Source organism: Nocardia sp. NPDC087230 (assembly GCF_044744725.1).
Classification (GTDB): Bacteria; Actinomycetota; Actinomycetes; order Mycobacteriales; family Mycobacteriaceae; genus Nocardia; species Nocardia canadensis.
Genome location: NZ_JBIUYV010000001.1, coordinates 48,912 through 73,486, shown reverse-complemented (window position 1 = coordinate 73,486; position 24,575 = coordinate 48,912). Strand labels below are relative to the sequence as shown.

Sequence of the window (24,575 nt, the reverse complement as noted above, 5' to 3'; positions counted from 1 at the left end):
ACGCTACTGATCCAGCTCCCGCACCAGCGAATCCACGACGGCGACAAGATCACCCTGCGACTGCGCCGCGACCCGGCGTTGCCGCTGGTAGGAGGCACCGTGACGGGGAATGTCGGCGACCGCGGCCAGTTCGTCGGAGCAGCCGAGCCGTTTGGCGGTCGGCTCCAGTTTGCCGAGCAGGTCCATCAGATCGTCTGTGACCAAACGCTCATTGCTGGCGTCGTCGACGATCACGATCGCGTCGAGCCCGTAGCGCGCGGCCCGCCACTTGTTCTCCTGCACGTGCCACGGCGGCAGCGTCGGCAGGTCCTCGCCCTCGTCCAGCCTGCGCTCCAGATCGACGACGAGGCAGTGGATCAGCGCGGCCACCGAGGCCAGTTCGGCCCGGCTGGACAGGCCGTCGCACACCCGGATCTCGATCGTGCCCCACTTGGGCGCCGGCCGGATGTCCCAGTGCATGCCGCCGAGCTGTTCGAACACCCCGGTCTTGAGCTGGTCGTGCACGAAACCCTCGAACTGCCGCCAGCTCTCGAACTGGAACGGCAGGCCCGCGGTCGGCAGCTGCTGGAACATCAGCGCGCGGTTGCTGGCGTAGCCGGTGTCGTCGCCGGACCACATCGGCGAGGACGCCGAGAGCGCGAGCAGATGCGGATACGACAGCAGCAGCGAGTTCAGGATCGGAAAGACCTTGTCCCGGTGCGAGACTCCCACGTGCACGTGCACGCCCCAGATCAGCATCTGGCGGCCCCACCACTGGGTGCGCTCGATCAGCTCGTCGTAATGCGGTGAGCGGGTGAGCTGCTGGGCCGACCACTGCGCGAACGGATGGGTGCCCGCGCAGAACAGGTCGACGCCGAGCGGGTCGGCCGCGCGGCGCACCGCGTCCATGGTGCCGCGCAGGTCCTCGACCGCGCCCCCGACCGTGTCGTGCACACCGGTCACCAATTCGACGGTGTTGCGCAGCAATTCCTTGGTCACCTGGGGTGTGCCGTCGTGGGCGCGCAGGTCACCGACCGCGTCGAATACCGCCGAGGCGGTGTTGGACAGATCGCGCGTCACCTTGTCGACGAGCGCGATCTCCCATTCGATGCCGATGGTCGGCCGGGGCGAACCAGGGAAGGGTACCGACTGGACTGCCCCGGCCATCTACGTCTCGCTAACCGACCACGCCGCAGGCGACCCGGGAGCCCGCGTCACCGGTGGACAGCGTGGTCTCGTCGGGGCCCGTGCCACCCTCACGGGTGTACCGGGACGGGATGTTGCCGAAGTTGTCGGCGCCGGAGTGCACGATCAGCGCCTTGCCCTTGATGTTGTCCAGGGTGACGGTGTCGGTGCGGGTGACCAGCTTGGCGCTGCCGTCGGCGCCGACCTGCAGCGAGGTCAGGTCGCCGCTGGCCGGGTGCGCGTTGGCCGCGCCGACCTGCAGGTGACCGCCGGCCGAGGTGAAGTCGCCCTCACAGGTGCCGTTCTGGTGGAAGTGCAGGCCATGGAAACCGGGGGTCAGACCCTGCGCCTCGACGGTGACCACCAGGTGGCTGCCCTCGGTGACGAACGTCGCGGTGCCGACGGTCGCGCCGGAGCCGGACTTGAGTTCGGTCTTCAGACCGCCCGCGGCGGGAGTGCCGTGGTCGCCGCCACCGTGGTTCGCGGGGGTCGGCATGCCGTGACCGCCGCCGTGCTCGGTGCCGGAACCGGCGGGCGCGGGCGAGCTGGTCCACACCGGCGGCGTGGTTCCCTTGACGTCACTCGACTCCTGGCTGTTGGTGCAAGCAGCGAGCCCGAACGCGGCAACCGCCAGCACCGGGGTCACAATGCGCCAGGACGGGCGACGAGTTGTCGACGTGGCCATCAGGGAACTCCTTTACGAGTACCGAGTTTAACGAGTAAAGCTGGGTGGACAGGGGCTGTACCGCTCAAGATGATGCCACAGCGCAAGTACCCCACTCGGCACCGCGTGCCGAGCCTCGTTCAGCGACCGGTCAGTACGACGATCACGCCCGGCGACGTGTCACCGGTCTTCGGCGCGACGGTCCCGCCGATCTCCGCGGCGATCTCGGCGGCCGCGGCCTTGTCGCCCGCGCCGCCGCCGTAGAACACCGTGGTGGTGGTGAGGTTCTCGCCGCTGTAGTTGCCGGTACTGACATTGCTCCAGCCCGACGAGGTCAGCTCGCCGGCGGTGCGCGCGGCCAGACCGGCGACCAGGCTGTTGTTCAGCACCCGCACGGGCACACTCTGATCGACCGTGGCCGCGGGCGCGGTGGTCGGCGGTGCCGTGGTGGTGCTCGGCGCGACGGTCGTCGTCGCGGTGGTGGTGGTCGGGGCAGCGGCCGCGCTGGTGGTCGTGGCGGCGGTGGTGGCCGGCGCCTGCGCGACCACGCTCGACGTCGTCGTCTCGGTCTGCTCGGCCGAATCGGCGGAGTCGGCACCGGAGTTCGACAACGACATCGCACCCAGACCCGCGAAAACGATGGCCAGGGCGATCAACACCATCGCCAGCGCGCGCAGCGGCGGGCCGCCGGGGGTGGGATTCGGGTTGCTCACCCGCGCAACCCTAGTCGCAACGAGTGCTGTGTGGCCCCGCGCGACGCGAACTCACGGCCCGAAGACGGGAGCCTGCGTGACCACGGAGGGCCGGTGAGTGGCGCCATCGGACACCTCAGACCTGGAAACCGAGTCGGCGCGCTGCTCGCGCTTTCTGCCTGCTCGCCCGCAACCTGCGCAGGCGCTTGACCAGCATCGGGTCCGCCGCCAGTGCCTCGTCCTTGTCGACGACCGCGTTGAGCACCTGGTAATACCTGGTGGCCGACATGGCGAACAGCTCGCGGATCGCGTCCTCCTTGGCGCCCGCGTACTTCCACCATTTGCGTTCGAAGTCGAGGATGTCGAGCTCACGGCGACTCAGCCCGCTGCTTTCGTCGGGGGCCGAGTCCTGTGTGGTTCCCGCCTCGATGTTGCGAGCCGCTGCGCCGTCCATCTTGCTCCCTCGCCGAGTATCACGAGATGAAAATGACGCTTGCACGTCGCGGATCATTCAACCACGCAGGAGCCGGATCCTTCGACCGATGTCCCGGCGTGTTGACTACGGGCCAGTAGGGGTGTCGTGCCCCACAGGGGTCGCCGCCCACGCACCCGCGCGACCGGCGATAATGGCGCCCATGGCAATTCTCCCGATCGTGATCGTCGGTGACCCCGTCCTCCACAACCCCACCGCACCGGTGACGGAGACGCCGGCCGAGCTGGCCGACCTGATCGCGGACATGTACGACACCCTGGAGGAATCCAAGGGTGTCGGGCTGGCGGCCAACCAGGTCGGGGTCGGCAAGCGGCTGTTCGTCTACGACTGCCCCGACTTCGACGCCGCGGGCAAGCCGATCCGCCGCAAGGGCGTGGTGATCAACCCGGTGCTGGAGACCTCCGAGATCCCGGAGACCATGCCCGATCCCGACGACGACGAGGAAGGCTGCCTGTCCGTGCCGGGCGAGCAGTTCCCCACCGGCCGCGCCGACTGGGCCAGGGTCACCGGTACCGACGAGAAGGGCGAGCCCGTCGACATCGAGGGCACCGGCTTCTTCGCCAGGATGCTCCAGCACGAGGTGGGCCACCTCGACGGCTTCCTCTACGTCGACGTGCTGATCGGCCGCAACGCCCGCGCGGCGAAGAAGGCCATCAAGCGCAACGGCTGGGGCATACCGGGTCTGAGCTGGATCCCCGGCACCGTGCCCGACCCGTTCGGCCATGACGACTGAGTCATGGCGGCCGGCGCCGCGAGTTCTCGGTCTGTTCCCTCGATCTTCCCTCCCGCCGGGCACTGCTTCGTCGCGCCCTCTGGTCAGTCCAGATCGAGGCGGCCGAGAACTGTGATCCCGCTCGGTCGCCGCGTCGTCATGCGGTACCAGCTGCCGGAGGGGTATCCGCAGCCGCTCACCGATGTGATCGGTGAGCTGGTGTCGCTGAGCCCGCCCTCGGTGCGGACCGCCGAGGGCGAACTGGTGTCCGTGGCGCCCGATCGGGTTGTCGCGCTGAAAGCCCTGGGGCCGAGACCGATTCGCACCAAGGAGATCCGCTCGCTGGAGGCCGCGGCGGCGGCCGCCTGGCCGGGCAGCGGTCACCTGTGGATCGACGGCTGGCTCGCGCGCGCGGGCAACGGCTACACCGGGCGCGCGAATTCCGCGGTGCCACTGGGCGAGTCCGGCCTGCCAGCGGTGCTGTCGATCGAGACCATGCACAAGATCGCGGACTGGTACACCGCCAACGGGCTGCCGCTGCTGCTGCAGCTGCCCGATCGGCTCGCGCCGGTGCCGCCGGGCTGGAACACCTGGAGCGAGACCGTCGTCCTCGGCCTCGACATCGCGAATTTCGTGCTGCCGCAAGGACCGTCGATGGTCAAGATCACCGACGCGCCCGATCAGGGCTGGCTGAGGACGCATCGCTACCGTGGTGAGATCCCGCTCGACCCCGCCGTCCGGGAACCGGACGTCTCGGTGCTCACCTCGGTCATCGACGGCACCCTCGGTTTCGCCTCGCTCGGCCTACCGGACGCGCTGGCGATCGGCCGGGGCGCGGTGACCACCGCGCCCGACGGCAGGCGTTGGGTCGGCCTGACCTGCGTCGCGGTGGCGACCGCGCACCGCCGCAACGGTCTGGCCTCGCTGCTGTGCGCCGAGCTGATCCGCTGGGGCGCCGACCACGGCGCCACCCACGCCTACGTGCAAGTGGAGGTAGGCAACGCCACCGGGCTCGCGCTCTACCGCGAACTCGGCTTCCTGGAACACCACAGCTACCGCTACGCCGCGCCGCCGAGCGCGTCGTAGGAAAGGACCGCGACCCGTGCGTCTCGCCACCTGGAACGTCAACTCGATCCGCTCCCGCGTCGATCGCGTGACGGCCTTCCTGGACCGCCACGACATCGATGTGCTGGCGATCCAGGAGACCAAGTGTCGCGACGACCAGTTCCCCTACGAGCAGTTCGACCAGGCGGGCTATGAGGTCGCCCACGTCGGGCTGAACCAGTGGAACGGCGTCGCGATCGTGTCCAGGGTGGGGCTCACCGACGTCGAGACCGCGTTCCCCGGCCAGCCCGGCTTCGACAAGAACGCCGGTGACTCGCTGATCGAGTCGCCGGTGGTGGAGGCCAGGGCGATCGGCGCGACCTGCGGCGGGGTGCGGGTGTGGAGCCTGTACGTGCCCAACGGCCGCGCCCTCGACGACCCGCACTACGCATACAAGCTCAGCTGGCTGTCGACCCTGCGCGAGCGGGCGACCGACTGGCTCGCCCAGGATCCGGCGGCCGAGATCGCGCTGGTCGGCGACTGGAACATCGCCCCCACCGACGACGATGTCTGGGCCCCGGAGCTGTTCGAGGGCAAGACCCACACCTCCGTCCCCGAGCGGGCCGCGTTCCAGGCCATGCTCGACAGCGGTTTCCGCGACGTGATGCGTCCGTTCGCGCCCGGCCCCGGCGTCTACACCTACTGGGACTACACCCAGCTGCGTTTCCCCCGCAAGGAGGGCATGCGCATCGACTTCATCCTGGCCTCGGCCGCGCTCGCCGACCAGGTGAAGGACGCCTCGGTCGACCGGGAGGAGCGCAAAGGCAAGGGCGCCAGCGACCACGCCCCGGTCATCGCGGAGTTCTCCGACTGAGCCGTCTCGCGCGCCTCGAGCGGTACCGTGGATGACAGGATCATCCGACCTGCGACGGAGCGGGAGGTGTGCTTGTGGCGTTCTACCGGCGGCTCGGCGATGTTCCACCGAAGCGGCATACCCAGCATCGGGACGAGCGGGGCAACCTCTACTACGAGGAGCTGATGGGCGAGGAGGGCTTCTCCGGCGACTCCTCGCTGCTCTACCACCGCGGCCTACCGCCCGCGATCGTCGATGCGACGGTCTGGGAACTCCCCGACCAGTCGCTGACCCCGAATCACCCACTGCGCCACCGCCATCTGCGGCTACCGAATCTGTTCCCCGGTGACACCCCCGCCAAGACCGATCCGGTGACCGGCCGCAGACTGCTGCTCGCCAACGCCGACGTGCGCATCTCGTACGTGGTCGCCAAGGGCGCGTCGCCGCTGTACCGCAATGCCATCGGCGACGAGCTGGTGTACGTCGAATCCGGGGCGGCCGTGGTGGAGAGCGTGTTCGGCACGGTGCCGGTCCGGCAGGGCGACCAGCTGATCATGCCGCGCGCCACCACCCATCGCTGGCTGCCCACGGGCGAGGAACCAGTGCGCGCGTATGTGATCGAGGCGTCCAGCCACCTCACCCCGCCCAAACGGTACCTCTCGAAATTCGGTCAGCTGCTGGAGAATTCGCCGTACTGCGAACGGGACCTGCACGGACCCACCGAACCCCTGCTCGCCACGGGCGAGGAGGTGGAGGTGCTGGTCAAGCATCGGCCGGGCGCGGAGGTGGTGGGCACCAGGATGATCTACGCGACGCACCCGTTCGACGTGGTCGGCTGGGACGGCTGCCTGTATCCCTACACCTTCAACATCGCCGATTTCGAACCGATCACCGGCCGGATACACCAGCCGCCGCCGGCGCACCAAGCGTTCGAGGGCATCAATTTCGTGGTCTGTAACTTCGTGCCGCGCAAGGTCGACTATCACCCGCTGTCGATCCCGGTGCCCTACTACCACTCCAATGTCGACTCCGACGAGATCATGTTCTATTGCGGCGGAAACTACGAGGCGCGCCGGGGTTCCGGGATCACCCAGGGTTCGGTGTCGGTGCATCCCGGCGGCTACGCGCACGGCCCGCAGCCCGGCGCCTACGAGCGCAGCATCGGCGCCGAGTTCTTCGACGAGCTGGCGGTGATGGTCGATACCTTCCGGCCGTTGCAACTCGGCGAGGGCGCGCTGGCCTGCGAGGATCCGGCCTATGCCTGGACCTGGTCGGGCCGCGGACCGGGGCTGCGATGAGCGGGCGACTGCTGCGGGTCGAGGTCGCGCCGGACTCGCTGTTCGGGCCGGAGAACCTGCCCTACGGCGTCTTCGCGCCGCCCGGTGGCGGCTTCCGCGTCGGGGCCCGGCTGGGCGATACCGTGCTCGATCTCGTCGCGCTGCTGGGTGATCCCGTCTTCGCCCAGCCGTCGTTGAACGCGTTGCTGGCCGCCGGGCCCGAGCACTGGCGGACCGTGCGCGCCCGCCTGCGGGAACTGGCGGACACCGAGCTGCCGATCGAGGCGGTGCACCCGGTCAACGGCGTGCGGACGGCGCTGCCCGTACAAATCGGCGACTACGTCGACTTCTACGCCAGCATCGACCACGCCACCAATCTCGGCAGGCTGTTGCGGCCCGACAGTGAACCGCTGCTGCCGAATTGGCGGCACCTGCCGGTGGGATACCACGGCCGGGCCGGGACCGTCGTCGTGTCGGGGACCCCGATCATCCGGCCGCGGGGCCAGCGTCGCACCGATGCGGGGACCCCGGATTTCGGGCCGTCGCGGCGGCTCGACATCGAGGCCGAGCTGGGTTTCGTGGTCGGCACCGGGTCGCCGCTCGGCGTTCCGGTGGACGTCGACGACTTCGCCGAGCACGTCTTCGGCGTGGCCCTGGTCAACGACTGGTCGGCCCGCGACATCCAGGCCTGGGAGTACCAGCCGCTCGGGCCGTTCCTGGGCAAGTCGTTCAGCACGTCGATCTCGGCGTGGATCACCCCGCTCGCCGCGCTGGCCGAGGCCAGGGTCGCGCTGCCGCCGCAGGACCCGCCACCGCTGCCCTACCTGCGCGGAACCGACGACCACGGCCTCGACATCGACCTGACCGTCAGCTGGAACGGCGACGTGGTGGCGCACCCGCCCTATGCGCGGATGTACTGGTCGCCCGCGCAGATGCTGGCCCACCTCACCGCCAACGGCGCCTCGGTCCGGCCCGGGGACCTCTACGCCTCCGGCACGATCTCCGGCCCGGAGCCCGACCAGCGCGGTTCGTTCATCGAACTGTCCTGGGGCGGAACGCAACCCGTCACCGTGCGTGGGGAATCCCGGACCTTCCTGGCCGACGGCGACGAGGTGACGATCACCGCCACCGCCCCCGGCACGGCGGGCCGCCGCATCGGCCTCGGCGAGGTCGGTGGACGAATCCTGCCCGCCCGCACCACTTGACGCCGCCGGAGCCACCCCGAAACTCGGGTCTGGCCCGGCTCCCGTCCGCATCGATACCGTGACCAACCATGAAAGCCTCCCTTGCCGCCATGGCCGGTCTTGCCCTCATCAGCCTCGCTCAGCTGCCGTTGGCAGCGCCGGCCGCGGCCGATTGCCCACCGTATCCGCCGACCTGCGCACCGAGCTCCTCCGAACAGGCGGAGCACATCATCGCCAATCTGCTGGGCGCCCTGACCAGTGGATCGGCGACGGGGTGAATCGGTAGCGGTACCTCCGGCAACCACCCAGGGGCGGAGATAGTACGGGTCAACCTCCACCTTGGGGTGGTATCGAGCGGATTTCAGTGCGGGATACGGTGACGTTCGACGATCCCTAGCAGAGAGCCCGACGATGTTGACGAGAATCGCCCGCGCCGCCGTGGCCCGACCACGACTGGTCGTCGCGGTCGCCCTGTTACTGATGATCCTCAGCGGCGCGATCGGCGCCACCGTGCATTCGCACATGAAATCAGGCGGATTCGTCACCGAGGATCTCGACTCGGTGCAGGCCAGCCAGTATCTGAACGAGCATTTCCCCGGCTCCGAGCCGAACTACGTCTTGCTGGTGACCGCTGAGGACGGCGCCGATTCACCGGCCGCACGCGCCGCAGCGGACACCGCGATCGCCCAGCTCCGCGGCCATTCCGACATCGTCAGCGGCGTGCAGTCGTACTGGACCTCGCGACCGGACCTCAAGCAGGCGCTGCGCAGCAAGGACGGCAAGCGGGCGCTCATCCTGGCCAGCATCGAAGGAGACGACGCCCAGCTACCGGACCGCGCGGGCAAGCTCAGCAAGGAAGTGCAGGTCGAGAGCGGGCCGGTGACGGTCGAGGCGGGCGGGCTGGCGGCCTCGTTCTCCGACATCAATGTCCAGATCAGCAAGGATCTGGTGATCGCCGAGGCCGTGGCCATCCCGGTGACCGGCCTGCTGCTGGCCGTGGTGTTCGGCAGTGTCGTCGCCGCGGCGCTGCCCATCGCGATCGGGCTGTTCGCCATCGCGGCGGCGCTGGGCATCCTGCGCGTGCTGACCTCCGTCACCGACGTGTCGATCTTCGCGCTGAACATGACCACCGCGCTCGGCCTGGCGCTGGCGATCGACTACAGCCTGTTCATCGTCAGCCGGTACCGCGAGGAACTGACCGGGGGCGCGACACCGGCCGCCGCGGTGCTCCGCTCGATCCAGACCGCGGGCCGCACGGTGGTCTACTCGGCGCTGGTCGTCGCGCTGTCGCTGTCGGCGCTGCTGGTGTTCCCGCAGTACTTCTTCAAATCGTTCGCCTACGCGGGCATCGCGGTGGTCGCCGCCGCCACCGCCGCCGCGGTGATCGTGCTGCCCGCCCTGCTCATCCTGGTGGGCACCCGGATCGATGCCGTCGACCTGCGCGCGCCGCTGCGCAAGCTGTTCCGGCGGGCCCCGCGCGTGGACAAGCAGCCCCAGCAGACGTTCTGGTACCGCCTGGTCACCGCCGTGATGAAGCGGCCGCTGCCGATCGCGCTGGCGACCACCGCGTTCCTGCTGCTGCTCGGGTCGCCGTTCCTCGGCGTCCAGTTCGGCTACCCCGACGACCGCTCGCTGCCCACCGGCGTGGCCAGTCGCGAGGTCGGCGACGTGCTGCGCACCGAGTTCGACGCCGATATGGCCGCGAGCGCGACCATCGTGCTGCCGGAGTTCCGTGGCACGCCCGCCGAGCTGGACGGCTACGCCCTCGCCCTGTCCAAGGTGCCGGACGTGCCCGCCGTGCTCAGCAGCGCCGCGGTCTACCGCAACGGGTGGCGGGTGGCGCCGGGCGTGCCGGAGATGGCCGACCCGTCGGCGGGCACCTATCTGTCGGTCGCGACCACGCTCGACCCCTATTCCGACGCGGGCCGGATCCAGCTCGACGCGCTGCGTGCCGTCCCGGCGCCGTCGGAGGCCCTGATCACCGGCCCCGCCGCGCTGAATCAGGACTCCGTCACCGCGATCACCGGCAAGCTGCCGCTGGCCGGGGCCCTGATCGCGATCACCACCCTGGTGCTGCTGTTCCTGTTCACCGGCAGCGTGGTGCTCCCGGTCAAGGCATTGGCGCTGAACATCCTGTCGCTGGCGGCGACGTTCGGCGCGATGGTGTGGATCTTCCAGGAGGGGAACCTGTCGGGGCTGCTCGGCTTCACCTCTACCGGCACGCTCAACCTGGCCATGCCGATCCTCATGTTCAGCCTCGCCTTCGGCGCCTCGATGGACTACGAGGTGTTCCTGCTCTCCCGCATCCGGGAGGAGTGGCTGGCCGGGCCCAAGACGACTGAGGGCAATACCGAGGCCGTCGCCATGGGCGTGGCCCGCACCGGCCGCATCTTTACCGCCGCCGCCCTGCTCATGAGCATCGTGTTCCTCGGCGTGGCGACCTCCGACGTGTCGATGATGAAGCTGTTCGGCCTGGGCTGCGCGCTGGCCGTGATCAGCGACGCCACCGTCATCCGCGGCCTGCTCGCCCCGGCCCTGATGCGGATGATGGGCACCTGGAACTGGTGGGCGCCCAAGCCACTGGTGGTGCTGCACAACAGGTTCGGGCTGCACGAAGCCGACGATGCCGAGCCTGCCCCGGTCGTGGCCCAGGACAAGGTCGCCGTCCGCTAGCGATCAGCCCAACCCGGCACCTACACTGTGAAACGCCACGCACTCCCCGACCTCGAGGAGGGCCCGCCGCGCAGCGGCGGGTTCGCGGCCGTCCCGCCGATGGGAGGCTGTTGCGTAGGCGACGAAGAAGCAAGCAACGGCCTCCCATCGGCGGGACACAGGGGGCCGCGAACTCGAGCGCGCCAGCGCTCCGACCAGCACGGGGGCTCGCACCAGCGGGCTGAGAGGACGGCTAGCCCATTTCTCGGGCGATCAGGGCCGTCGACCGTATGAACCTGACCGGGTAATGCCGGCGTAGGGAGGAACCATCATGGGCACAGCCACGTCTTCGACCGGGGCGGTCGACACCGTCACCACCGGGCCGATCCAGGGCAGCGTCAAGCACTACAAAGAGGTCGACGGCCTGCGCATTCCCGTGCGCCGGATCAACCTCACCAACGGCGAGCACTTCGACGTCTTCGACACCTCTGGCCCGTACACCGACGACAACGCGGTGATCGACCTCGAGGCAGGCCTGCCGAAGCTGCGCGACGAGTGGGACCGGCCCACCGTCGACGGCCCGCCCACCCAGCTGGCCTGGGCGCGCCAGGGCATCATCACCCCGGAGATGCGCTTCATCGCCGCGCGCGAGGGCGTCTCCCCGGAGCTGGTGCGCGACGAGGTCGCCGCCGGTCGCGCGGTGATCCCGGCCAATCACAAGCACCCGGAGCTGGAGCCGACCATCATCGGCAAGAAGTTCCTGGTGAAGATCAACGCCAATATCGGCAATTCGGCGGTGTCGTCGTCGATCGCCGAAGAGGTCGAGAAGATGGTGTGGGCCTCGCGCTGGGGCGCCGACACCATCATGGATCTGTCGACCGGCAAGAACATCCACGAGACCCGCGAGTGGATCCTGCGCAACTCCCCCGTCCCGATCGGCACCGTGCCGATCTACCAGGCGCTGGAGAAGGTGAACGGCGACCCCACCAAGCTCACCTGGGAGATGTACCGCGACACCGTGATCGAGCAGTGCGAGCAGGGTGTCGACTACATGACCGTGCACGCGGGCGTACTGCTGCGCTACATCCCGCTGACCGCCAAGCGGGTCACCGGCATCGTCTCGCGCGGTGGGTCGATCATGGCCGCGTGGTGTCTGGCCCATCACCAGGAATCGTTCCTGTACACGCACTTCCGGGAACTGTGCGAGATCCTGGCGCGCTACGACGTCACCTTCTCCCTGGGCGACGGCCTGCGTCCCGGCTCCATCGCCGACGCCAACGACGAGGCGCAGTTCGCCGAGCTGCGCACCCTCGGTGAGCTCACCAAGATCGCGAAATCCTATGGCGTGCAAGTGATGATCGAGGGCCCCGGCCACGTGCCGATGCACAAGATCGTCGAGAACGTGAAGCTCGAGGAAGAGCTCTGCGAAGAGGCGCCGTTCTACACCCTCGGCCCGCTGGCCACCGATATCGCGCCCGCCTACGACCACATCACCTCGGCGATCGGCGCCGCGATCATCGCGCAGGCCGGTACCGCGATGCTCTGCTACGTCACCCCCAAGGAACATCTGGGCCTGCCCAACCGCGACGACGTCAAGGTCGGCGTGATCACCTACAAGATCGCCGCCCACGCCGCCGACCTCGCCAAGGGCCACCCGCACGCCCAGGACCGCGATAACGAATTGTCCAAGGCCCGTTTCGAATTCCGCTGGCACGATCAGTTCGCGCTCTCGCTCGACCCGGACACCGCCCGCGAATACCACGACGAGACGCTGCCCGCCGAGCCCGCCAAGACCGCGCACTTCTGCTCCATGTGCGGTCCGAAGTTCTGCTCGATGCGCATCTCCGCCGACGTGCGCGAGTACGCCGAGAAACAGGGCCTGACCGACGTCGCCGCCATCGAGGCCGGCATGGCCGAGAAGTCGGCCGAGTTCGCCGACCACGGCAACCAGGTCTACCTGCCGGTGGTCTGACCTCCGGTTTCCCGGGACCGGCACGGCTGCGCCGCGCCGGTCCCGGCCGTTTCCGGGGCTAGCATTGTCCCGGCAGAACAGCTCTGCGCAGCCTTTTCTGTACCGACCGGAAAGGGATCACCCGCATGTGCACCTCTTTCACCGTCACCGCCGAGGACGGCTCGGTCACCGCCGGGCGGACCATGGAATTCGCGTTCGATCTCGAATCACGGATGATCGTCTTCCCACGGGGCATGTCGTATCAGGCCAAGAGCCCGGACCCGGACGTTCCCGGCTATTCCTGGCGCGGTGCGTACGGCACGGTCGGCATGAATCTGCTCGGCCGCGATTGCCTGCTCGACGGCGTGAACGAGGCCGGTCTGTATTTCGGCGCGCTGTATCTGCCGCATTTCACCGAGTACCAGTCGGTCCCCGTCGGACACGAATCCGAGTCGATGTCGCAGATCCACGATGTCGGCAACTACCTGCTGTCCACCTGCGCGACGGTGAGCGAGGCGGCGGCCGCGCTGGAGCGGGTGCTGGTGTGGGGTCTGCCCGATCCGAGCACCGGTCAGCCCATCGATCTGCACTACACCCTGCACGACGCGAGCGGCAGTTCACTGGTCGCCGAATACATCGACGGTGACCTCCAGCTCCACGACAATCCGCTGTCCGTCCTGACGAATTCACCGCCGTTCGAGTGGCATCTGCTCAACACCGGCAATTACGTCAATCTCTCCGCCGTCAATGTCCCCGACCTGCCGCTGTCGGGATACGACGTGAGTGCACTCGGCCAGGGCAGCGGAATGCTCGGCCTGCCAGGCGATTTCACTCCACCCTCCCGTTTCGTCCGCGCGGTCGCGCTGAGCCATGCCGCCGAACCCGCGGCCGACGCGACCGGCTCCGCCCTCGTGGCCGCCCACATCCTCGACAGTTTCGACATCCCCAAGGGTTTCGTCCGTTCCGGCGACGCCGGCCCCGCCTCCATCGAATACACCGAATGGTCGACCATCGCCGCCCTCGCCCCCGCCCACCGCCGCTATTTCGTCCGCTACTACGACAGCCCCGTCTGGTGCGCCGTCGACGTGGGCAACCTCGACTTCGACCAAGCCGACGTCACCCCCATCGACACCGCCGCCCCCTGGTGCGTCGACGTGACCCCGACCCCCTGACCGTCCACACCACCCGACCTCGATCTGGGAGGATCGAGGTCGTGGCACCCCCGAACGACTACTCCGCGGCGCACATCGTCGTGCGTTCGTTCGAGGAGACCATTCGGCTGCTGCCGCACATGTTCTTCGGACGCCAACGGTCGGATCCCGCGCTGGCCGGTGCCGTTCTCAGCACGGTGCTGCGCGATACGCTCGGACCGGACCGGGAGGCGGCCCCCGATCTGGTCGTCGAGCTGATCATCGAATCGGACCACCGGTTCACCCTCACCGACAACCTCGTCAACGACATGGACAAGCTGGACGCGAACGGCTGGCCGTTGCGCCGATGGACGATCGGCGCGCTGGTGGCGGTGAGCGCACACGCCGCGATCGAGATCCGAACCGCGGATCGGCAATGGCTGCGGGAATTCACGGGGCCGACGCTCACCGACTCGCGCGACCACGAGCCGATCGGGACCCCCGGCACCCGAATCACCTGCGATCTCGACCGTGATTATTTCGCGGCGCGGGCAGCGCTTCCTCGCGCCGAGGATCTTCTGGACACTCCGGACGACCGGGTGACCATCCTGGATCTCCGACCGTAGGATCGTCCGCCGAGAAATCGGCCCGACGGGGCGAGCCCGGAATTTCGGGGGCTTTCCTCGCCGAGCCCGGTCAGTAGGGTTCTTGCATGTCAGCTCGCACCACACGTCTCGTCGCCGGCGCCGTAGCGGCCGCCGCCATCTCCTTCGCTGCCCCGCTCGGCACCGCCCAGGCGGCCTCCCCGGTCGCCGACTCCGGCTCGTCGTCCATCGGCTGCACCTCCGACACCAGTCCGTGCGCCCTGCGCCCGCTGTTCGACCTGATCACCGCCCTTTCCACGGGCAGCGCCCAGGCCTGAGACAAGATCGGTCCCGGCGATCGGGCCACCGGGGAAGCCGGATCGTTGTCCGGGGTAACGTCGACGAGGTGGCCGATGCCTTCTATCTCCCCGACCCGGCGGACCCGAGCCGCTACCTGTCGACCGAGCTGACCAGGGGACCCTGGTCACCGGACGCGCAGCATGCCGGGCCACCCTCGGCGCTCCTCGGGCATGTCATCGAGCGGTGCGAACCGCGACCCGGCTTCCAGGTCGGGCGGGTCGCGGTCGAGATTCTCGGGCCGGTGCCGCTCGCGCCGCTGACCGCACGAACGAAGGTGGTGCGGTCGGGGCGCAGCGTCGAGCTGATCGAGGCGACCTTGTCGTCGGATCGCGGGCCGGTGATGCAGGCCAACGCGTGGCGGCTCAAGGTCGCCGATCCGCCGCTGGATCTCCCCCAGCAATTCCTGCCGACCGGTTCCCGGCCGCTGCCCTCGGAGACAGAGCCGGAGGCGTTCCCGTCCGATCAGGAGATCGGTTTCCACACGGGCATCGAATACCGTTTCACCGCAGGCTCTTTCACCGCGCCCGGCCCCGCGGTCTGCTGGATCCGGGTGAAGTACCCGATTGTCGCGGGCACCACCCCGAGTCCACTGGAGCGCACGCTGGCCGCCGCCGATTCGGGCAACGGGGTCAGCGCGGTCCTCGACTGGTCGAAATACCTGTTCATCAACACCGACCTCACCGTCACCCTGCACCGGCAGCCGGTCGGGGAATGGGTGTGCCTGGACGCGGTGACCCATCCGCAGCCGCACGGCATCGGTCTCGCCGAATCGGCGATATTCGACGAGACCGGGCCGATCGGGCGCAGCACACAGACGCTGCTCATCGCGCCGCGCGGCTGATCAGCGCAGCACGTCCAGGTTCACCAGGTCGCCGTTGCCGTGCTTGAGCAACTCCGATTCCGCGGTGCTGGTGCGGCGGAACGGATCGCCCTGGCCGGTGGTGAGCAGGCCGCGCAGGCTGGTGGTGATGTAGGCGCCCCAGGCGTTGGAGCACACTTCGTAGCATTCACCCGCGGGCACCAAACCCACATGGGTGAAACGGACTTCGGTGCCGTCGGCCGTTTCGGCGATGTCGAAGACGATATCGGTGTCCTCCCACTCGGTCGTGTCCTCGATGAAGGACAGATGCGAGTCGGTGACATGCCAGACCAGCCTGCGTCCGGGCACCGACTCGGTGGTGGTCAGGGTGCAGCGGTGGATGCCGGGCACCTCGAACAGGTAGCTGTCGCCGACCGTGCCGGTGGTGCCCTCGATGGTCTCCGACCACCAGCCCCAGACATTGTTGACGGCGGCGAACACCTCGGCCGGGGTCTTGTCGACGGTGATGGTGGCGGTGAAATCGTTGGTGCTCATTGCTTTTCCTTCCGGGCTCAGCCGTCCAGATGCCGGCGGAGCGCGTCCAAGGGGCTGTCCCAATCACGCGAGAGGGCGGCCAGGAATTGTTGTGCCACTTGCATCGGCGCCGAGTCGAGGCGATAGCGCACGCGCCTGCGCTCGCCCGGCTCCGGGATCACCAGGCCCGCATCGGTCAGCAGAGCGAGGTGTTTGGCGATCGCCTGACGGGTGATGGGCAGGCGATCGGCGAGGTCGGTCGCGGTGGCGGGGCCGTGCGCGGCGAGGGCGGCCAGGACCGACCGCCTGCTCGGATCGGCCAGTGCGACGAAGACCCGTTCGGCGGTGGCCTCGAGCTCAGGCCGCATCGAGGTACTCGACGAGCTCGCCCAGCTCGCTCTTCCAGCCACCGACATTGCCCTCGAACGCCTCCTTGTGCGCATCCTCGGGCAGTTGCGCGAACCCGGATTCGACGACGGTGAGCCGGGTGCCGTCGCCGTGCGGTTCGAGGGTGAACTCGACGTAGGTGCGTCGCGGGTCGTCGTCGGGCAGGCCGTTGATCGGCCAGGTGTAGCCGAACACGGTCGGCTCCTCGACCCGCTCCACCCGCATGTCGGCGGCGAAGCCTTCCTTCCAGGTCATCCGCATGTCCCCGCCCGGGCGCAGGTCGATCTCGGCGGTATTGCCGAACCAGCTCGCGAGTCCTTCGGCGGTGGTGATGGCCGCCCACACCTTGGCGGGTGGATGGGCGAGCTCGACGGTCCGCACGATCTGATCAGGGAATCCCATGGTGTTCTCCTCAGTCAGTAGCAACCAGTTGGTTGCAACTCAGAGTATGGCAACCGAATGGTTGCGTCAAGGTCAGTGGCCGCCGGTGACCCGGAAACCGCGCGGGACCAGCCACACCGTGCCGATCGCCACCAGCGCCACCACCACCGCGGAGATGTACGACGTCGTGGTCAGCGCGGTGTCGAAGGCATGGCTCGCCGCGTCGACCACCTGCGTGTGCGCCGGTTCGGGCAGGTCGGTGGCCACCTCGTAGGCCCCGCCGACCGAGCCGCTCGCCTGCTCCACCTGGTCGGCCGGGACCGGCAGGTTCGTCATGTGCTGACTGAAGATCCGCGCGTGCAGGCTGCCGAGCAGCGCGACGCCGAAACCGACGCCGACCTCGTAGTTGGTCTCCTCGACCGCCCCGGCCTGCCCCGCCCGATCGGCGGGCACGGCACCGACGAGCACCGCGGCGGCCGCGGTCACCGCCATCCCGTCGCCGAGCCCGAACGACACCAGCACCAGCGCGACCACCGGATAGGTCGTCGGCTCCGGGCTCACCGCCAGCAGCAGGAACCCCAGCGACACCGCGCCGAGTCCGACGCCGAGCACCGCGCGGACACCGAACTTCTCCATCAGCATCGGCGTCAGCAGCGAGGCGGTGAGCAGGGTGAGCGCGGCGGGCAGCATCCGGATGCCGGCCTGGGACGGGCTGTAGCCGTGCACGTATTGCAGCCACAGCGACACCAGGAACATCGCCGCGCCGATCGCCATCATGGCCAGCAGGGTCGCCACGGCGGCCGCGGTGAACGCGCTGTTGCGGAACAACCGCACGTCCAGCAGCGGATCGTCGGCGGTGAGCTGGCGGCGGACGAACCAGACCATCGCGCCGATCCCGACGAGCAGGACCACCCAGTCGACCGATCCCGCTTCACCTTTCGCCAGATGCTTGATGCCCCAAGCCAGGCAGACGATGCCGATCATGGACAGCGCCGCGGCGAACCAGTCGAGGCTGCCCGCCTGCGGCGCCCGGTATTCCGGCAGCACCCACAGCCCGACCACCACCGTCACCAGCACCACCGGCACGTTCAGCCAGAACGCCGACGACCAGCCGAAGTGCTCGACCAGGAAACCACCGATGATCGGGCCGACCGTCGCGCCGACACCGGCCACCGCGGCCCAGATCCCGATGGCCATCGTGCGCTCGCGCACATCGGTGAAGATGTTGCGGATCAGCGACAGCGTCGACGGCATCACCATCGCGCCACCGATGCCGAGCAGCACGCGTCCGCCGATGAGCTGAGCCGCGCTCCCGGCGGTCGCCGCGACCACCGAGGCGACGCCGAACAGCACGAAACCGCTGATGAACAACAGCTTCCGGCCCACCCGGTCACCGAGCGCGCCGGTGGTGATGAGCAGACCGCCGAGCACCAGGCCGTAGATGTCGATGATCCAGAGCTGCTCGAGCGGCCCGACCTGGAGGTCGTCGATGAGCGAGGGCAACGCGACATTGAGAATCGTGGCGTCCATCGCCACCAGCAACAGGCTGGCGCACAGCACCCCGAGCATCACCCAGCGCACCGAACCGTAGGTCTTCGTGGTCTCGTCCACCATGGCGCATCACCCGATTCCTGATCACCGACCGGTTTCCGGATCCGTGGCGCTCGATCCGCTGCTCAACCTACCCAGTCGCCGACGATTGCGGCCGGAGCGCAACCCCGGAGTGGGCAACCGGTCGGGTTGTCCGGCAACGCTGTCCTGTCGCCGTATGATCTGTCCCGCTCGTACAGCACGTTTGTTTCCCTGGGGCGAGGCGACGGAGGCGAGAAACCGATGTCCGAGAGCTCGATCTACGACCGGTTCGACCGGGACGCGGCCGCCGTGGCCGACCAGGTCATCGCCTGGCGGCACCACCTGCACCAGCACCCGGAGCTGTCCAACCGCGAGGTCGACACCGCCGCGCTCATCGCCGACCACCTCAGGTCGCTGCCGCTGGACGAGGTTCGGACCGGTATCGCCGGCCACGGTGTCGTCGGCGTTCTCACCGGTGGCCTGCCCGGTGACCAGGTCATCGCGTTGCGCGCCGACATCGATGCCCTGCCGGTGCCCGACGAGTGCGGAGTGCCGTTCGCGTCGACCGTCGTCGACGACGACTATCCCGGCGGCCCGTTCCCGGTGTCGCATGCCTGTGGGCACGACTGCCACACCGCGATGCTGCTCGGCGCGGCCACGGTCTTGGCCGGGGTCCGCGACCACCTGCCAGGCACCGTACTGTTCGTGTTCCAGCCCGCGGAGGAAGGTCCACCGGTCCAGGAGAAGGGCGGCGCGCGGGAAATGCTCGCCGAGGGCGCACTGGACGATCCGGCGCCCACGATGGCATTCGGATTCCATGTCACGCCGTATCCCAAGGGCTATATCGGCTATCGGGTCGGCAACCAGTTCGGCGCCTCGAGCCTGATCAAGATCGTCATCACCGGCGAGCAGGTCCACGGGTCGACGCCGTGGATGGGCATCGACCCGATGCCCGCGGCAGGGGCCGTCCTCACCGGGATCGGGCAGATCTACCGCCAGCTCAGCGCCTTCGATCCGGTCACCGTCACCATCGGTCACATCGAGGACGTCGGAAGGTTCAATATCGTCGGCCGGACGGTCACGCTGTGGGGCACCATCCGGTGTTCGGTCGAAGCCGATATGTCGCAGGTGCGGCAGCGGCTCGAAACGCTGGCTACCCACTCCGCCCAGGCCTACAACTGCACGGCGACCGTGGAGTACCTGCAAGACGTGCCCGCCGTGCACAATCTGCGACCCTGGGTCGACGCGGCATTGCCGACCCTGCGCAAGGTCGTCGGCGACGAGCGGGTCGTGGCCACGACCCCCACCCTCGGATACGACGACGTCTCCGAGTTCGTCAACAGATACGGCGGCCTCTACGTCACGCTCGGCGTGCAGGACACCGAATTCGGCGGCGCGGCCGGGTTGGAGCCGACGCCGGGCGGACGCGGGATGTACATGAACCACAACCCGCACTTCTACGCCGACGACGACACGCTGGTGACCGGCGTGCGTCTGCATACCTACCTGGCCTACGACCACCTACGCGGAGCAGTCGTCCCCCGGTGACGGCGATGCTCGGCGCACCGGCTCGGGGAGCGCGGCGTCGATGAGGACGCGCGCGGCCCGGCCGGTGCGCTCCCGGTCGCCGGTGATCACCCGGTCCTGGAGGATGCCGCGCAGCCCGGAGACGAGCAGGGTCGCGACCACCTCGGGGTCCGCGGCCAGGCCGGTGCGGCGCAGCGCGGCCGCGAGCTCGGTGACGAATGTGGCGATCGCCGCGTTCGCGTAGTCCTGGTACGGCGAATCGGGGGCACACGCCGCACCGAGCACCTGCAACAGCACGCGCACGCTGTCGGCCTCGGCGCCCTCGGAGTTCAGGTCGAAGAAGCCGGTCAGCCGGGCACGCAACTGGGCGGGCTCGGTGACATCGGCGAAGACCGCCGCGAGGTCGGGGCGCTGCGTCGCCAGCGCCTGGACCAGCAGTTCCTCCTTGGTCTCGAAGTAGTAGATGAGCATGCGCGAGCTGGTGCCGAGGGCGGCGGCCAGCGGGCGCAGCGACAGTTCGGCCAGGCCGTGCGCGGCGATGTACGCCACGACACCGGCCAGCAGTTCGGCGCGCTTGCGGTGGTCGAGAGGACGGGCCATGGGTTGACTGTAGCGACTGCTACAGGTATCCATGACGGCGTGACTGTACCGATCGCTTCAGAAACTCGGGCCGGTGTCGTGGTGACCGCGTACGCGGCGACCACCGCCCTCGCCGACACCATCGACGAGACCTGGTCGCGCCTGCTGCGCGGCGAGAGCGGAATCCGCGCGCTGGCACCGGAATTCCTCGCCGACCACGACCTGCCGGTCCGGATCGGCGGACCGCTGGTCACCGCACCCGACGCCGAACTCACCCGGATCGAACAGCGCAGGCACTCCTACGTCGAGCGGATGGCCCTGGTCCTCGGCAGGCAGGTCTGGCGGGCGGCGGGCGCGCCGGCGGTCGACCCCGAGCGCCTGGCCGTGGCCATCGGCACCGGGCTCGGCGGCGGTGACGCGCTGATCGACGCCGTCGACGCGATGCGCGCGGGCGGTTACCGCAAGGTCTCGCCGCTGGCCGTCCCGATGGTCATGCCCAACGGCCCCGCGGCCACCGTCGGACTCGAGATCGGCGCGCAGGGCGGCGTTTTCGCGCCGGTCTCGGCCTGCTCGTCGGGATCGGAGGCGATCGCGCACGCCTGGCGGCTGATCAGCACGGGCGAGGCCGACGTGGTGGTCACCGGTGGCGTCGAGGGCCATATCGACCCCGTGCCCATCGCGGGTTTCGCGATGATGCGGGCCATGAGCACCCGCAACGACGAGCCGGAACGCGCCTCGCGCCCGTTCGAGCGCGACCGCGACGGTTTCGTCTTCGGTGAGGCGGGCGCGCTGCTCGTGCTCGAATCCGAACGGCACGCGAGGGCGCGCGGCGCGCGAATCCACGCCAGGGTGCTCGGCGCGGGCATCACCTCCGACGCCTTCCACATCGTGGCCTCCGATCCGGCGGGCGCCGGGGCGGCCCGTGCGATGCGCAAGGCGATTCAGACCGCGGGACTGCGGGTTTGCGACATCGACCACGTCAACGCGCACGCGACGTCGACCTCGGTCGGCGATGCCTCCGAGGCCGCGGCCATCACCGCGGTCACCCCCGACGCCTCGGTGTACGCGCCGAAATCAGCGCTCGGCCATTCGATCGGCGCGGTGAGCGCGCTGGAGTCGGTGCTGACGATACTGAGTCTGCGCGAGCAGATCGTCCCGCCCACCCTGAATTTCGAGCACCCCGATCCGGCGATCGAGCTCGATATCGTCGCGGGCACTGCCCGCCCGCAGCGGATCGACTACGCGCTCAACAACTCGTTCGGTTTCGGCGGGCACAACGTCGCCCTGGCATTCGGAAAAGCGTAGCGGCGCTTACGCCTTGTCGAACCTGGTGTCGACGAAGGACTCGAAGTCGACCTTGCCCGGGATGGCCTTGGCCTTGGTGAAGGCGTCGGCGATCTCCTGCTCCGAGGCGATCACCGGATCGGAGAGCTTGATCGGCTGCTTGATCGAGCGGGTCCAGGTGGTGCGGGAGGCGTCGACGCTGATCTGGGTGAGTTCGGCGTACTTGGTCGACCAGGTGTCGAGATTGTCCGAGGACCACTTGGTGGCGGCGGCGTAGCGCTGGAAGAAGTCCGCGATCGCGGCCGACTTGCCCGCGTCGCCGACCGCGTGCTTGCCCGCGACCCAGAAGTTGTAGCCGTTGGCGGCCTGATCGGCGGTCGCGATCGGCTTGGCGCCGATCTCCTTCTCGGCGATGGCGGTGTAGGGATCCCAGGTCGCCCAGGCGTCGACATCGCCGCGGGTCAGCGCGGTGTAGCCGTCGGCGGGAGCGAGGTAGACCGGCTCGACATCGCCGAGCGACAGGCCCGCCTTCTGCAGCTGCAGCAGCAGATTCGCGTTGGCCGAGCTGCCCTTGTAGACCGCGACCTTCTTGCCCTTCAGGGCCGCGACAGAGCCGATCGAGGAGTCCTTGCCGACCAGGATCGCGTCGCCCTTTCCGGTCGCCGAGAGCGCGCCGACGATCTTGATGTCGGCGTTGGACGCCGCACCGAAGATCACCGGGGTGTTGCCCGTCTGCGCGATGTCGATGCCGCCGGCGCTGGCCGCCTCGACCAGCGGCAGACCGGCGGTGAAGGTGGAGAACTCGATCTTGTACGGCAGGTTCTCCAGCTGACCGGAGGCCGCGAGCAGCACTTCGATCGAGATCGCCTTCTGGTCCCCGACTTTCAACGTGACGGTGCTCAGATCGACCGGGCCCGACGGCGCGGCGTCGGTCGCCGCGTCGTCACCGCAGGCGCTCAGCGAGAGCGCGGCGACGACGGCGAGGGCGAGCCCGGCCAGGCGGGACTTCGGAGTGCGTTTCACGGGAACAACTTTCGTGCGGGGGTGGACATCTCAGGAAGTGACGCCGAGCAGGGCCAGCAGCCGCGTGGCGTACTCGGCGACCTCGGGCGCGGCCGCCGTGCGCGGTCGCGGCAGGTCGATGGACACCTCGGCGGCGATGCGCCCCTCGTCGAGGACCAGGACGCGGTCGGCCAGGGTGATCGCCTCGAGCACATCGTGGGTCACCAGCAGCACGCCGAACGCGCGTTGGGCGTGCAGGCCGAGCAGCAGCTCGTGCATGGTCAGGCGGGTCAGCGCGTCGAGCGCGCCGAAGGGCTCGTCGAGCAGCAGCAGCGTCGGCTCGGCCACCAGCGCGCGGGCCAGCGCCGCGCGCTGGGCCTCGCCGCCGGACAGGGTCAGCGGCCAGGCGTCCGCGCGCCCGGCCAGGCCGACCTCGGCCAGCAGATCGCGGGCGGCCTTGTCGTCAGCGCGCCGATTGCGCGGCTTCGGCCTGCCCAGCGCGACATTGCGGACCACCGGCTGCCACGGGACGAGCCGCGGTTCCTGGAACACGATCGTCGGCCTGCCGGCGACGGAAACCTCACCGCGACCGGCGGTCTCGAGTCCGCCGAGAATCCGCAGCAGCGTGGACTTGCCCGACCCACTGCGACCGACCAGCGCGACGATCTCGCCCGCCCCGATCTCGAGATCGATCCCGTCCAGCACGATCCGTTCGCCGAACTTCTTACCCAGACCGGCGATTCGCGTTGCTGGCGTACGCGCGGCGGCCTTGGCCGAGATGGGAGTGACTGCGGCAGCGGTCATGACGGGATCCTCGCGGTAGTGCGGCGGCGGGTGGCGGGCCAGCCGAAGGCCGGGACGGGGTGGGTCCGGCGATCGGCGCGGGGAGCGGGGGCGGACATCAGCGGTGGACCGCCGGGCGCCAGCGCAGGGCGCGGCGTTCGAGCAGGCGCACGATGGAGTCGGTGGCAAGGCCGAGCAAGCTGTAGATCACCAGGCCGAACACCACGATGTCGGTGCGCAGGAATTCGCGGGCGTTGTTGACGACGAAGCCCAGACCCGCGCCGGCGTTGATCTGTTCGGCGACGATCAGCGAGAGCCAGGCGATGCCGAGGCTCTGCCGCACGCCGACCAGGATCTGCGGCAGCGCACCGGGGAGGATCAGCAACCGCAGCCGCTCGGCCAGGCCCAGTTGCAGGGCGCTGCCGAGCTCGAACAGCTTGGGATCGAGCTGGCGGATGCCGGCGAAGGTGTTGAGGTACAGCGGGAAGAACACGCCGAGAGCGATCAGGTAGACCTTCGGTTCCTCACCGATGCCGAACCAGATGATGAACAGCGGGATCAGGCCGAACAGCGGGATGGTGCGGATCATCTGCAACGGCGGATCGACCGCGTACTCCCCGATCTTGCTCAGTCCGGCCAGGACGCCGAGAACCAGCGCGAGCACCGCGCCCAGGACGAAGCCGTAGAGCGCGCGCTGGCCGGAGACCAGCAGTGCGTCCCCGAGCTGGCCCGACTGGAAGGTCTCCAGCCCCGCGTCGAAGACGACCGAGGGCGCGGGCAGCTTCTTGGCCGGGATCCAGCCACTGCTGCTGCCGATCTGCCAGACCAGCAGCAGCACGATCGGCGAGAGCGCGCGCAGGAAGCCGGAGCGGCGGTACAGGGGTATCCGTCGCTCGTCGGTCTCGGTGGGGCTCGCCAACAGCATTCGTGCATGGTGCCCGGCCGCACGGGTCGCCCGACAGGGTTC

26 protein-coding genes and 1 riboswitch are annotated in these 24,575 nt (G+C 69.1%); of the genes, 14 read left to right on the top strand and 12 right to left on the bottom strand.

Going from position 1 to position 24,575, the window contains the following annotated elements; all coding sequences use genetic code 11:
* Window positions 1–3 precede the first annotated feature (3 nt).
* The 4 genes from ACIO52_RS00385 to ACIO52_RS00370 form a co-directional block, all read right to left on the bottom strand.
* The gene (locus ACIO52_RS00385; protein ID WP_218722122.1) at window positions 4–1,146 is read right to left on the bottom strand and encodes a glutamate--cysteine ligase; all 1,143 of its coding nucleotides are present in this window, start codon (window positions 1,144–1,146) and stop codon (window positions 4–6) included.
* Between the two features lie 10 nt (window positions 1,147–1,156).
* Window positions 1,157–1,849 (bottom strand): superoxide dismutase[Cu-Zn], encoded by a 693-nt coding sequence (sodC, locus tag ACIO52_RS00380; RefSeq protein ID WP_402640421.1) that lies wholly within the window; start codon window positions 1,847–1,849, stop codon window positions 1,157–1,159.
* 119 nt (window positions 1,850–1,968) lie between these two features.
* Complete coding sequence (locus ACIO52_RS00375; protein ID WP_316576285.1) at window positions 1,969–2,541, bottom strand: LytR C-terminal domain-containing protein; 573 nt, start codon at window positions 2,539–2,541, stop codon at window positions 1,969–1,971.
* A 115-nt stretch (window positions 2,542–2,656) separates the two neighbouring features.
* Complete coding sequence (locus tag ACIO52_RS00370) at window positions 2,657–2,974, bottom strand: DUF3263 domain-containing protein (protein WP_218722124.1); 318 nt, start codon at window positions 2,972–2,974, stop codon at window positions 2,657–2,659.
* A gap of 181 nt (window positions 2,975–3,155) precedes the next feature.
* On the opposite strand from ACIO52_RS00370, the gene ACIO52_RS00365 reads away from it, so the two are divergent.
* From ACIO52_RS00365 to ACIO52_RS00310, 12 genes are all read left to right on the top strand, one after another.
* Complete coding sequence (locus ACIO52_RS00365) at window positions 3,156–3,746, top strand: peptide deformylase (RefSeq protein ID WP_218722125.1); 591 nt, start codon at window positions 3,156–3,158, stop codon at window positions 3,744–3,746.
* Window positions 3,747–3,884: 138 nt separating this feature from the next.
* Window positions 3,885–4,811 carry a GNAT family N-acetyltransferase gene (locus ACIO52_RS00360; protein WP_402642115.1) on the top strand — a complete coding sequence of 309 codons (927 nt, stop codon included), beginning with the start codon at window positions 3,885–3,887 and terminating at the stop codon, window positions 4,809–4,811.
* 16 nt (window positions 4,812–4,827) lie between these two features.
* Entirely contained in the window at window positions 4,828–5,643 is an 816-nt protein-coding gene (locus tag ACIO52_RS00355; protein ID WP_218722126.1) for an exodeoxyribonuclease III, read from the top strand.
* Between the two features lie 74 nt (window positions 5,644–5,717).
* Complete coding sequence (locus ACIO52_RS00350) at window positions 5,718–6,920, top strand: homogentisate 1,2-dioxygenase domain-containing protein (protein ID WP_218722213.1); 1,203 nt, start codon at window positions 5,718–5,720, stop codon at window positions 6,918–6,920.
* The gene (gene fahA / locus ACIO52_RS00345) at window positions 6,917–8,104 is read left to right on the top strand and encodes a fumarylacetoacetase (protein WP_342800492.1); all 1,188 of its coding nucleotides are present in this window, start codon (window positions 6,917–6,919) and stop codon (window positions 8,102–8,104) included. The genes ACIO52_RS00350 and fahA overlap by 4 nt, the downstream gene beginning before the upstream one ends.
* A gap of 68 nt (window positions 8,105–8,172) precedes the next feature.
* A complete protein-coding gene (locus ACIO52_RS00340; RefSeq protein WP_218722128.1) occupies window positions 8,173–8,361 on the top strand; it encodes a hypothetical protein in 189 nt (62 codons plus the stop codon).
* Between the two features lie 133 nt (window positions 8,362–8,494).
* Window positions 8,495–10,756, top strand: a complete 2,262-nt coding sequence (locus ACIO52_RS00335; RefSeq protein WP_218722129.1) for an MMPL family transporter — start codon at window positions 8,495–8,497, stop codon at window positions 10,754–10,756.
* A 189-nt stretch (window positions 10,757–10,945) separates the two neighbouring features.
* Window positions 10,946–11,071, top strand: a riboswitch (TPP riboswitch).
* Window positions 11,067–12,707 (top strand): phosphomethylpyrimidine synthase ThiC, encoded by a 1,641-nt coding sequence (gene thiC, locus ACIO52_RS00330; protein WP_218722130.1) that lies wholly within the window; start codon window positions 11,067–11,069, stop codon window positions 12,705–12,707. (Overlaps the previous riboswitch by 5 nt.)
* 125 nt (window positions 12,708–12,832) lie before the next feature.
* On the top strand, window positions 12,833–13,858 hold the full coding sequence (locus ACIO52_RS00325) for a linear amide C-N hydrolase (protein WP_402640413.1): 1,026 nt from the start codon (window positions 12,833–12,835) through the stop codon (window positions 13,856–13,858).
* Between the two features lie 41 nt (window positions 13,859–13,899).
* Complete coding sequence (locus tag ACIO52_RS00320; RefSeq protein ID WP_402640410.1) at window positions 13,900–14,442, top strand: hypothetical protein; 543 nt, start codon at window positions 13,900–13,902, stop codon at window positions 14,440–14,442.
* Window positions 14,443–14,528: 86 nt separating this feature from the next.
* Window positions 14,529–14,738 carry a hypothetical protein gene (locus tag ACIO52_RS00315; RefSeq protein ID WP_218722133.1) on the top strand — a complete coding sequence of 70 codons (210 nt, stop codon included), beginning with the start codon at window positions 14,529–14,531 and terminating at the stop codon, window positions 14,736–14,738.
* 68 nt (window positions 14,739–14,806) lie between these two features.
* Window positions 14,807–15,601 carry a thioesterase family protein gene (locus tag ACIO52_RS00310; RefSeq protein WP_402640407.1) on the top strand — a complete coding sequence of 265 codons (795 nt, stop codon included), beginning with the start codon at window positions 14,807–14,809 and terminating at the stop codon, window positions 15,599–15,601.
* Here the strand turns inward: ACIO52_RS00310 and ACIO52_RS00305 are convergent, their stop codons facing one another.
* The 4 genes from ACIO52_RS00305 to ACIO52_RS00290 all read right to left on the bottom strand — a co-directional run bounded on the left by ACIO52_RS00305 (window position 15,602) and on the right by ACIO52_RS00290 (window position 18,475).
* Window positions 15,602–16,114 carry an SRPBCC domain-containing protein gene (locus tag ACIO52_RS00305; RefSeq protein ID WP_218722135.1) on the bottom strand — a complete coding sequence of 171 codons (513 nt, stop codon included), beginning with the start codon at window positions 16,112–16,114 and terminating at the stop codon, window positions 15,602–15,604.
* Between the two features lie 17 nt (window positions 16,115–16,131).
* Window positions 16,132–16,461 (bottom strand): helix-turn-helix transcriptional regulator, encoded by a 330-nt coding sequence (locus tag ACIO52_RS00300; RefSeq protein ID WP_218722136.1) that lies wholly within the window; start codon window positions 16,459–16,461, stop codon window positions 16,132–16,134.
* Window positions 16,451–16,882: an SRPBCC domain-containing protein gene (locus tag ACIO52_RS00295; RefSeq protein ID WP_218722137.1), complete on the bottom strand. Its 432-nt coding sequence runs from the start codon at window positions 16,880–16,882 to the stop codon at window positions 16,451–16,453. Before ACIO52_RS00295 ends, ACIO52_RS00300 begins: the two co-directional genes overlap by 11 nt.
* Before the next feature lie 72 nt (window positions 16,883–16,954).
* Window positions 16,955–18,475: an MFS transporter gene (locus ACIO52_RS00290; protein ID WP_218722138.1), complete on the bottom strand. Its 1,521-nt coding sequence runs from the start codon at window positions 18,473–18,475 to the stop codon at window positions 16,955–16,957.
* 219 nt (window positions 18,476–18,694) lie between these two features.
* Between ACIO52_RS00290 and ACIO52_RS00285 the strand changes: the two genes are divergently transcribed.
* Window positions 18,695–19,981, top strand: coding sequence for an amidohydrolase (locus tag ACIO52_RS00285; protein WP_316576293.1), 1,287 nt, complete (start codon window positions 18,695–18,697; stop codon window positions 19,979–19,981).
* Here the strand turns inward: ACIO52_RS00285 and ACIO52_RS00280 are convergent.
* Window positions 19,955–20,560, bottom strand: coding sequence for a TetR/AcrR family transcriptional regulator (locus ACIO52_RS00280; protein WP_218722140.1), 606 nt, complete (start codon window positions 20,558–20,560; stop codon window positions 19,955–19,957). The genes ACIO52_RS00285 and ACIO52_RS00280 overlap by 27 nt on opposite strands.
* Before the next feature lie 39 nt (window positions 20,561–20,599).
* Here ACIO52_RS00280 and ACIO52_RS00275 point away from each other — a divergent pair, with 39 nt between their 5' ends.
* On the top strand, window positions 20,600–21,844 hold the full coding sequence (locus ACIO52_RS00275; protein WP_402640401.1) for a KasA/KasB family beta-ketoacyl-ACP synthase: 1,245 nt from the start codon (window positions 20,600–20,602) through the stop codon (window positions 21,842–21,844).
* 6 nt (window positions 21,845–21,850) lie between these two features.
* On the opposite strand, the gene ACIO52_RS00270 is transcribed toward ACIO52_RS00275, so the two are convergent.
* The 3 genes from ACIO52_RS00270 to ACIO52_RS00260 all read right to left on the bottom strand — a co-directional run bounded on the left by ACIO52_RS00270 (window position 21,851) and on the right by ACIO52_RS00260 (window position 24,533).
* Window positions 21,851–22,846, bottom strand: coding sequence for an ABC transporter substrate-binding protein (locus ACIO52_RS00270; RefSeq protein ID WP_218722142.1), 996 nt, complete (start codon window positions 22,844–22,846; stop codon window positions 21,851–21,853).
* Window positions 22,847–22,876: 30 nt separating this feature from the next.
* Window positions 22,877–23,629: an ABC transporter ATP-binding protein gene (locus ACIO52_RS00265; RefSeq protein ID WP_316576296.1), complete on the bottom strand. Its 753-nt coding sequence runs from the start codon at window positions 23,627–23,629 to the stop codon at window positions 22,877–22,879.
* 97 nt (window positions 23,630–23,726) lie between these two features.
* Window positions 23,727–24,533, bottom strand: a complete 807-nt coding sequence (locus ACIO52_RS00260; protein WP_402640396.1) for an ABC transporter permease — start codon at window positions 24,531–24,533, stop codon at window positions 23,727–23,729.
* Window positions 24,534–24,575 lie beyond the last annotated feature (42 nt).

Bases quoted from the DNA above. Each gene is read 5' to 3' on its own strand.
- ACIO52_RS00300 (WP_218722136.1), bottom strand. From the start codon at position 16,461: ATGCGGCCTGAGCTCGAGGCCACCGCCGAACGGGTCTTCGTCGCACTG.
- ACIO52_RS00295 (WP_218722137.1), bottom strand. From the start codon at position 16,882: ATGGGATTCCCTGATCAGATCGTGCGGACCGTCGAGCTCGCCCATCCA.
- ACIO52_RS00335 (WP_218722129.1), top strand. From the start codon at position 8,495: ATGTTGACGAGAATCGCCCGCGCCGCCGTGGCCCGACCACGACTGGTC.
- ACIO52_RS00280 (WP_218722140.1), bottom strand. From the start codon at position 20,560: ATGGCCCGTCCTCTCGACCACCGCAAGCGCGCCGAACTGCTGGCCGGT.
- ACIO52_RS00325 (WP_402640413.1), top strand. From the start codon at position 12,833: ATGTGCACCTCTTTCACCGTCACCGCCGAGGACGGCTCGGTCACCGCC.
- thiC (WP_218722130.1), top strand. From the start codon at position 11,067: ATGGGCACAGCCACGTCTTCGACCGGGGCGGTCGACACCGTCACCACC.
- ACIO52_RS00290 (WP_218722138.1), bottom strand. From the start codon at position 18,475: ATGGTGGACGAGACCACGAAGACCTACGGTTCGGTGCGCTGGGTGATG.
- ACIO52_RS00340 (WP_218722128.1), top strand. From the start codon at position 8,173: ATGAAAGCCTCCCTTGCCGCCATGGCCGGTCTTGCCCTCATCAGCCTC.
- ACIO52_RS00265 (WP_316576296.1), bottom strand. From the start codon at position 23,629: ATGACCGCTGCCGCAGTCACTCCCATCTCGGCCAAGGCCGCCGCGCGT.
- ACIO52_RS00360 (WP_402642115.1), top strand. From the start codon at position 3,885: ATGCGGTACCAGCTGCCGGAGGGGTATCCGCAGCCGCTCACCGATGTG.
- fahA (WP_342800492.1), top strand. From the start codon at position 6,917: ATGAGCGGGCGACTGCTGCGGGTCGAGGTCGCGCCGGACTCGCTGTTC.
- ACIO52_RS00315 (WP_218722133.1), top strand. From the start codon at position 14,529: ATGTCAGCTCGCACCACACGTCTCGTCGCCGGCGCCGTAGCGGCCGCC.
- ACIO52_RS00365 (WP_218722125.1), top strand. From the start codon at position 3,156: ATGGCAATTCTCCCGATCGTGATCGTCGGTGACCCCGTCCTCCACAAC.
- ACIO52_RS00285 (WP_316576293.1), top strand. From the start codon at position 18,695: ATGTCCGAGAGCTCGATCTACGACCGGTTCGACCGGGACGCGGCCGCC.
- ACIO52_RS00305 (WP_218722135.1), bottom strand. From the start codon at position 16,114: ATGAGCACCAACGATTTCACCGCCACCATCACCGTCGACAAGACCCCG.
- sodC (WP_402640421.1), bottom strand. From the start codon at position 1,849: ATGGCCACGTCGACAACTCGTCGCCCGTCCTGGCGCATTGTGACCCCG.
- ACIO52_RS00260 (WP_402640396.1), bottom strand. From the start codon at position 24,533: ATGCTGTTGGCGAGCCCCACCGAGACCGACGAGCGACGGATACCCCTG.
- ACIO52_RS00370 (WP_218722124.1), bottom strand. From the start codon at position 2,974: ATGGACGGCGCAGCGGCTCGCAACATCGAGGCGGGAACCACACAGGAC.
- ACIO52_RS00385 (WP_218722122.1), bottom strand. From the start codon at position 1,146: ATGGCCGGGGCAGTCCAGTCGGTACCCTTCCCTGGTTCGCCCCGGCCG.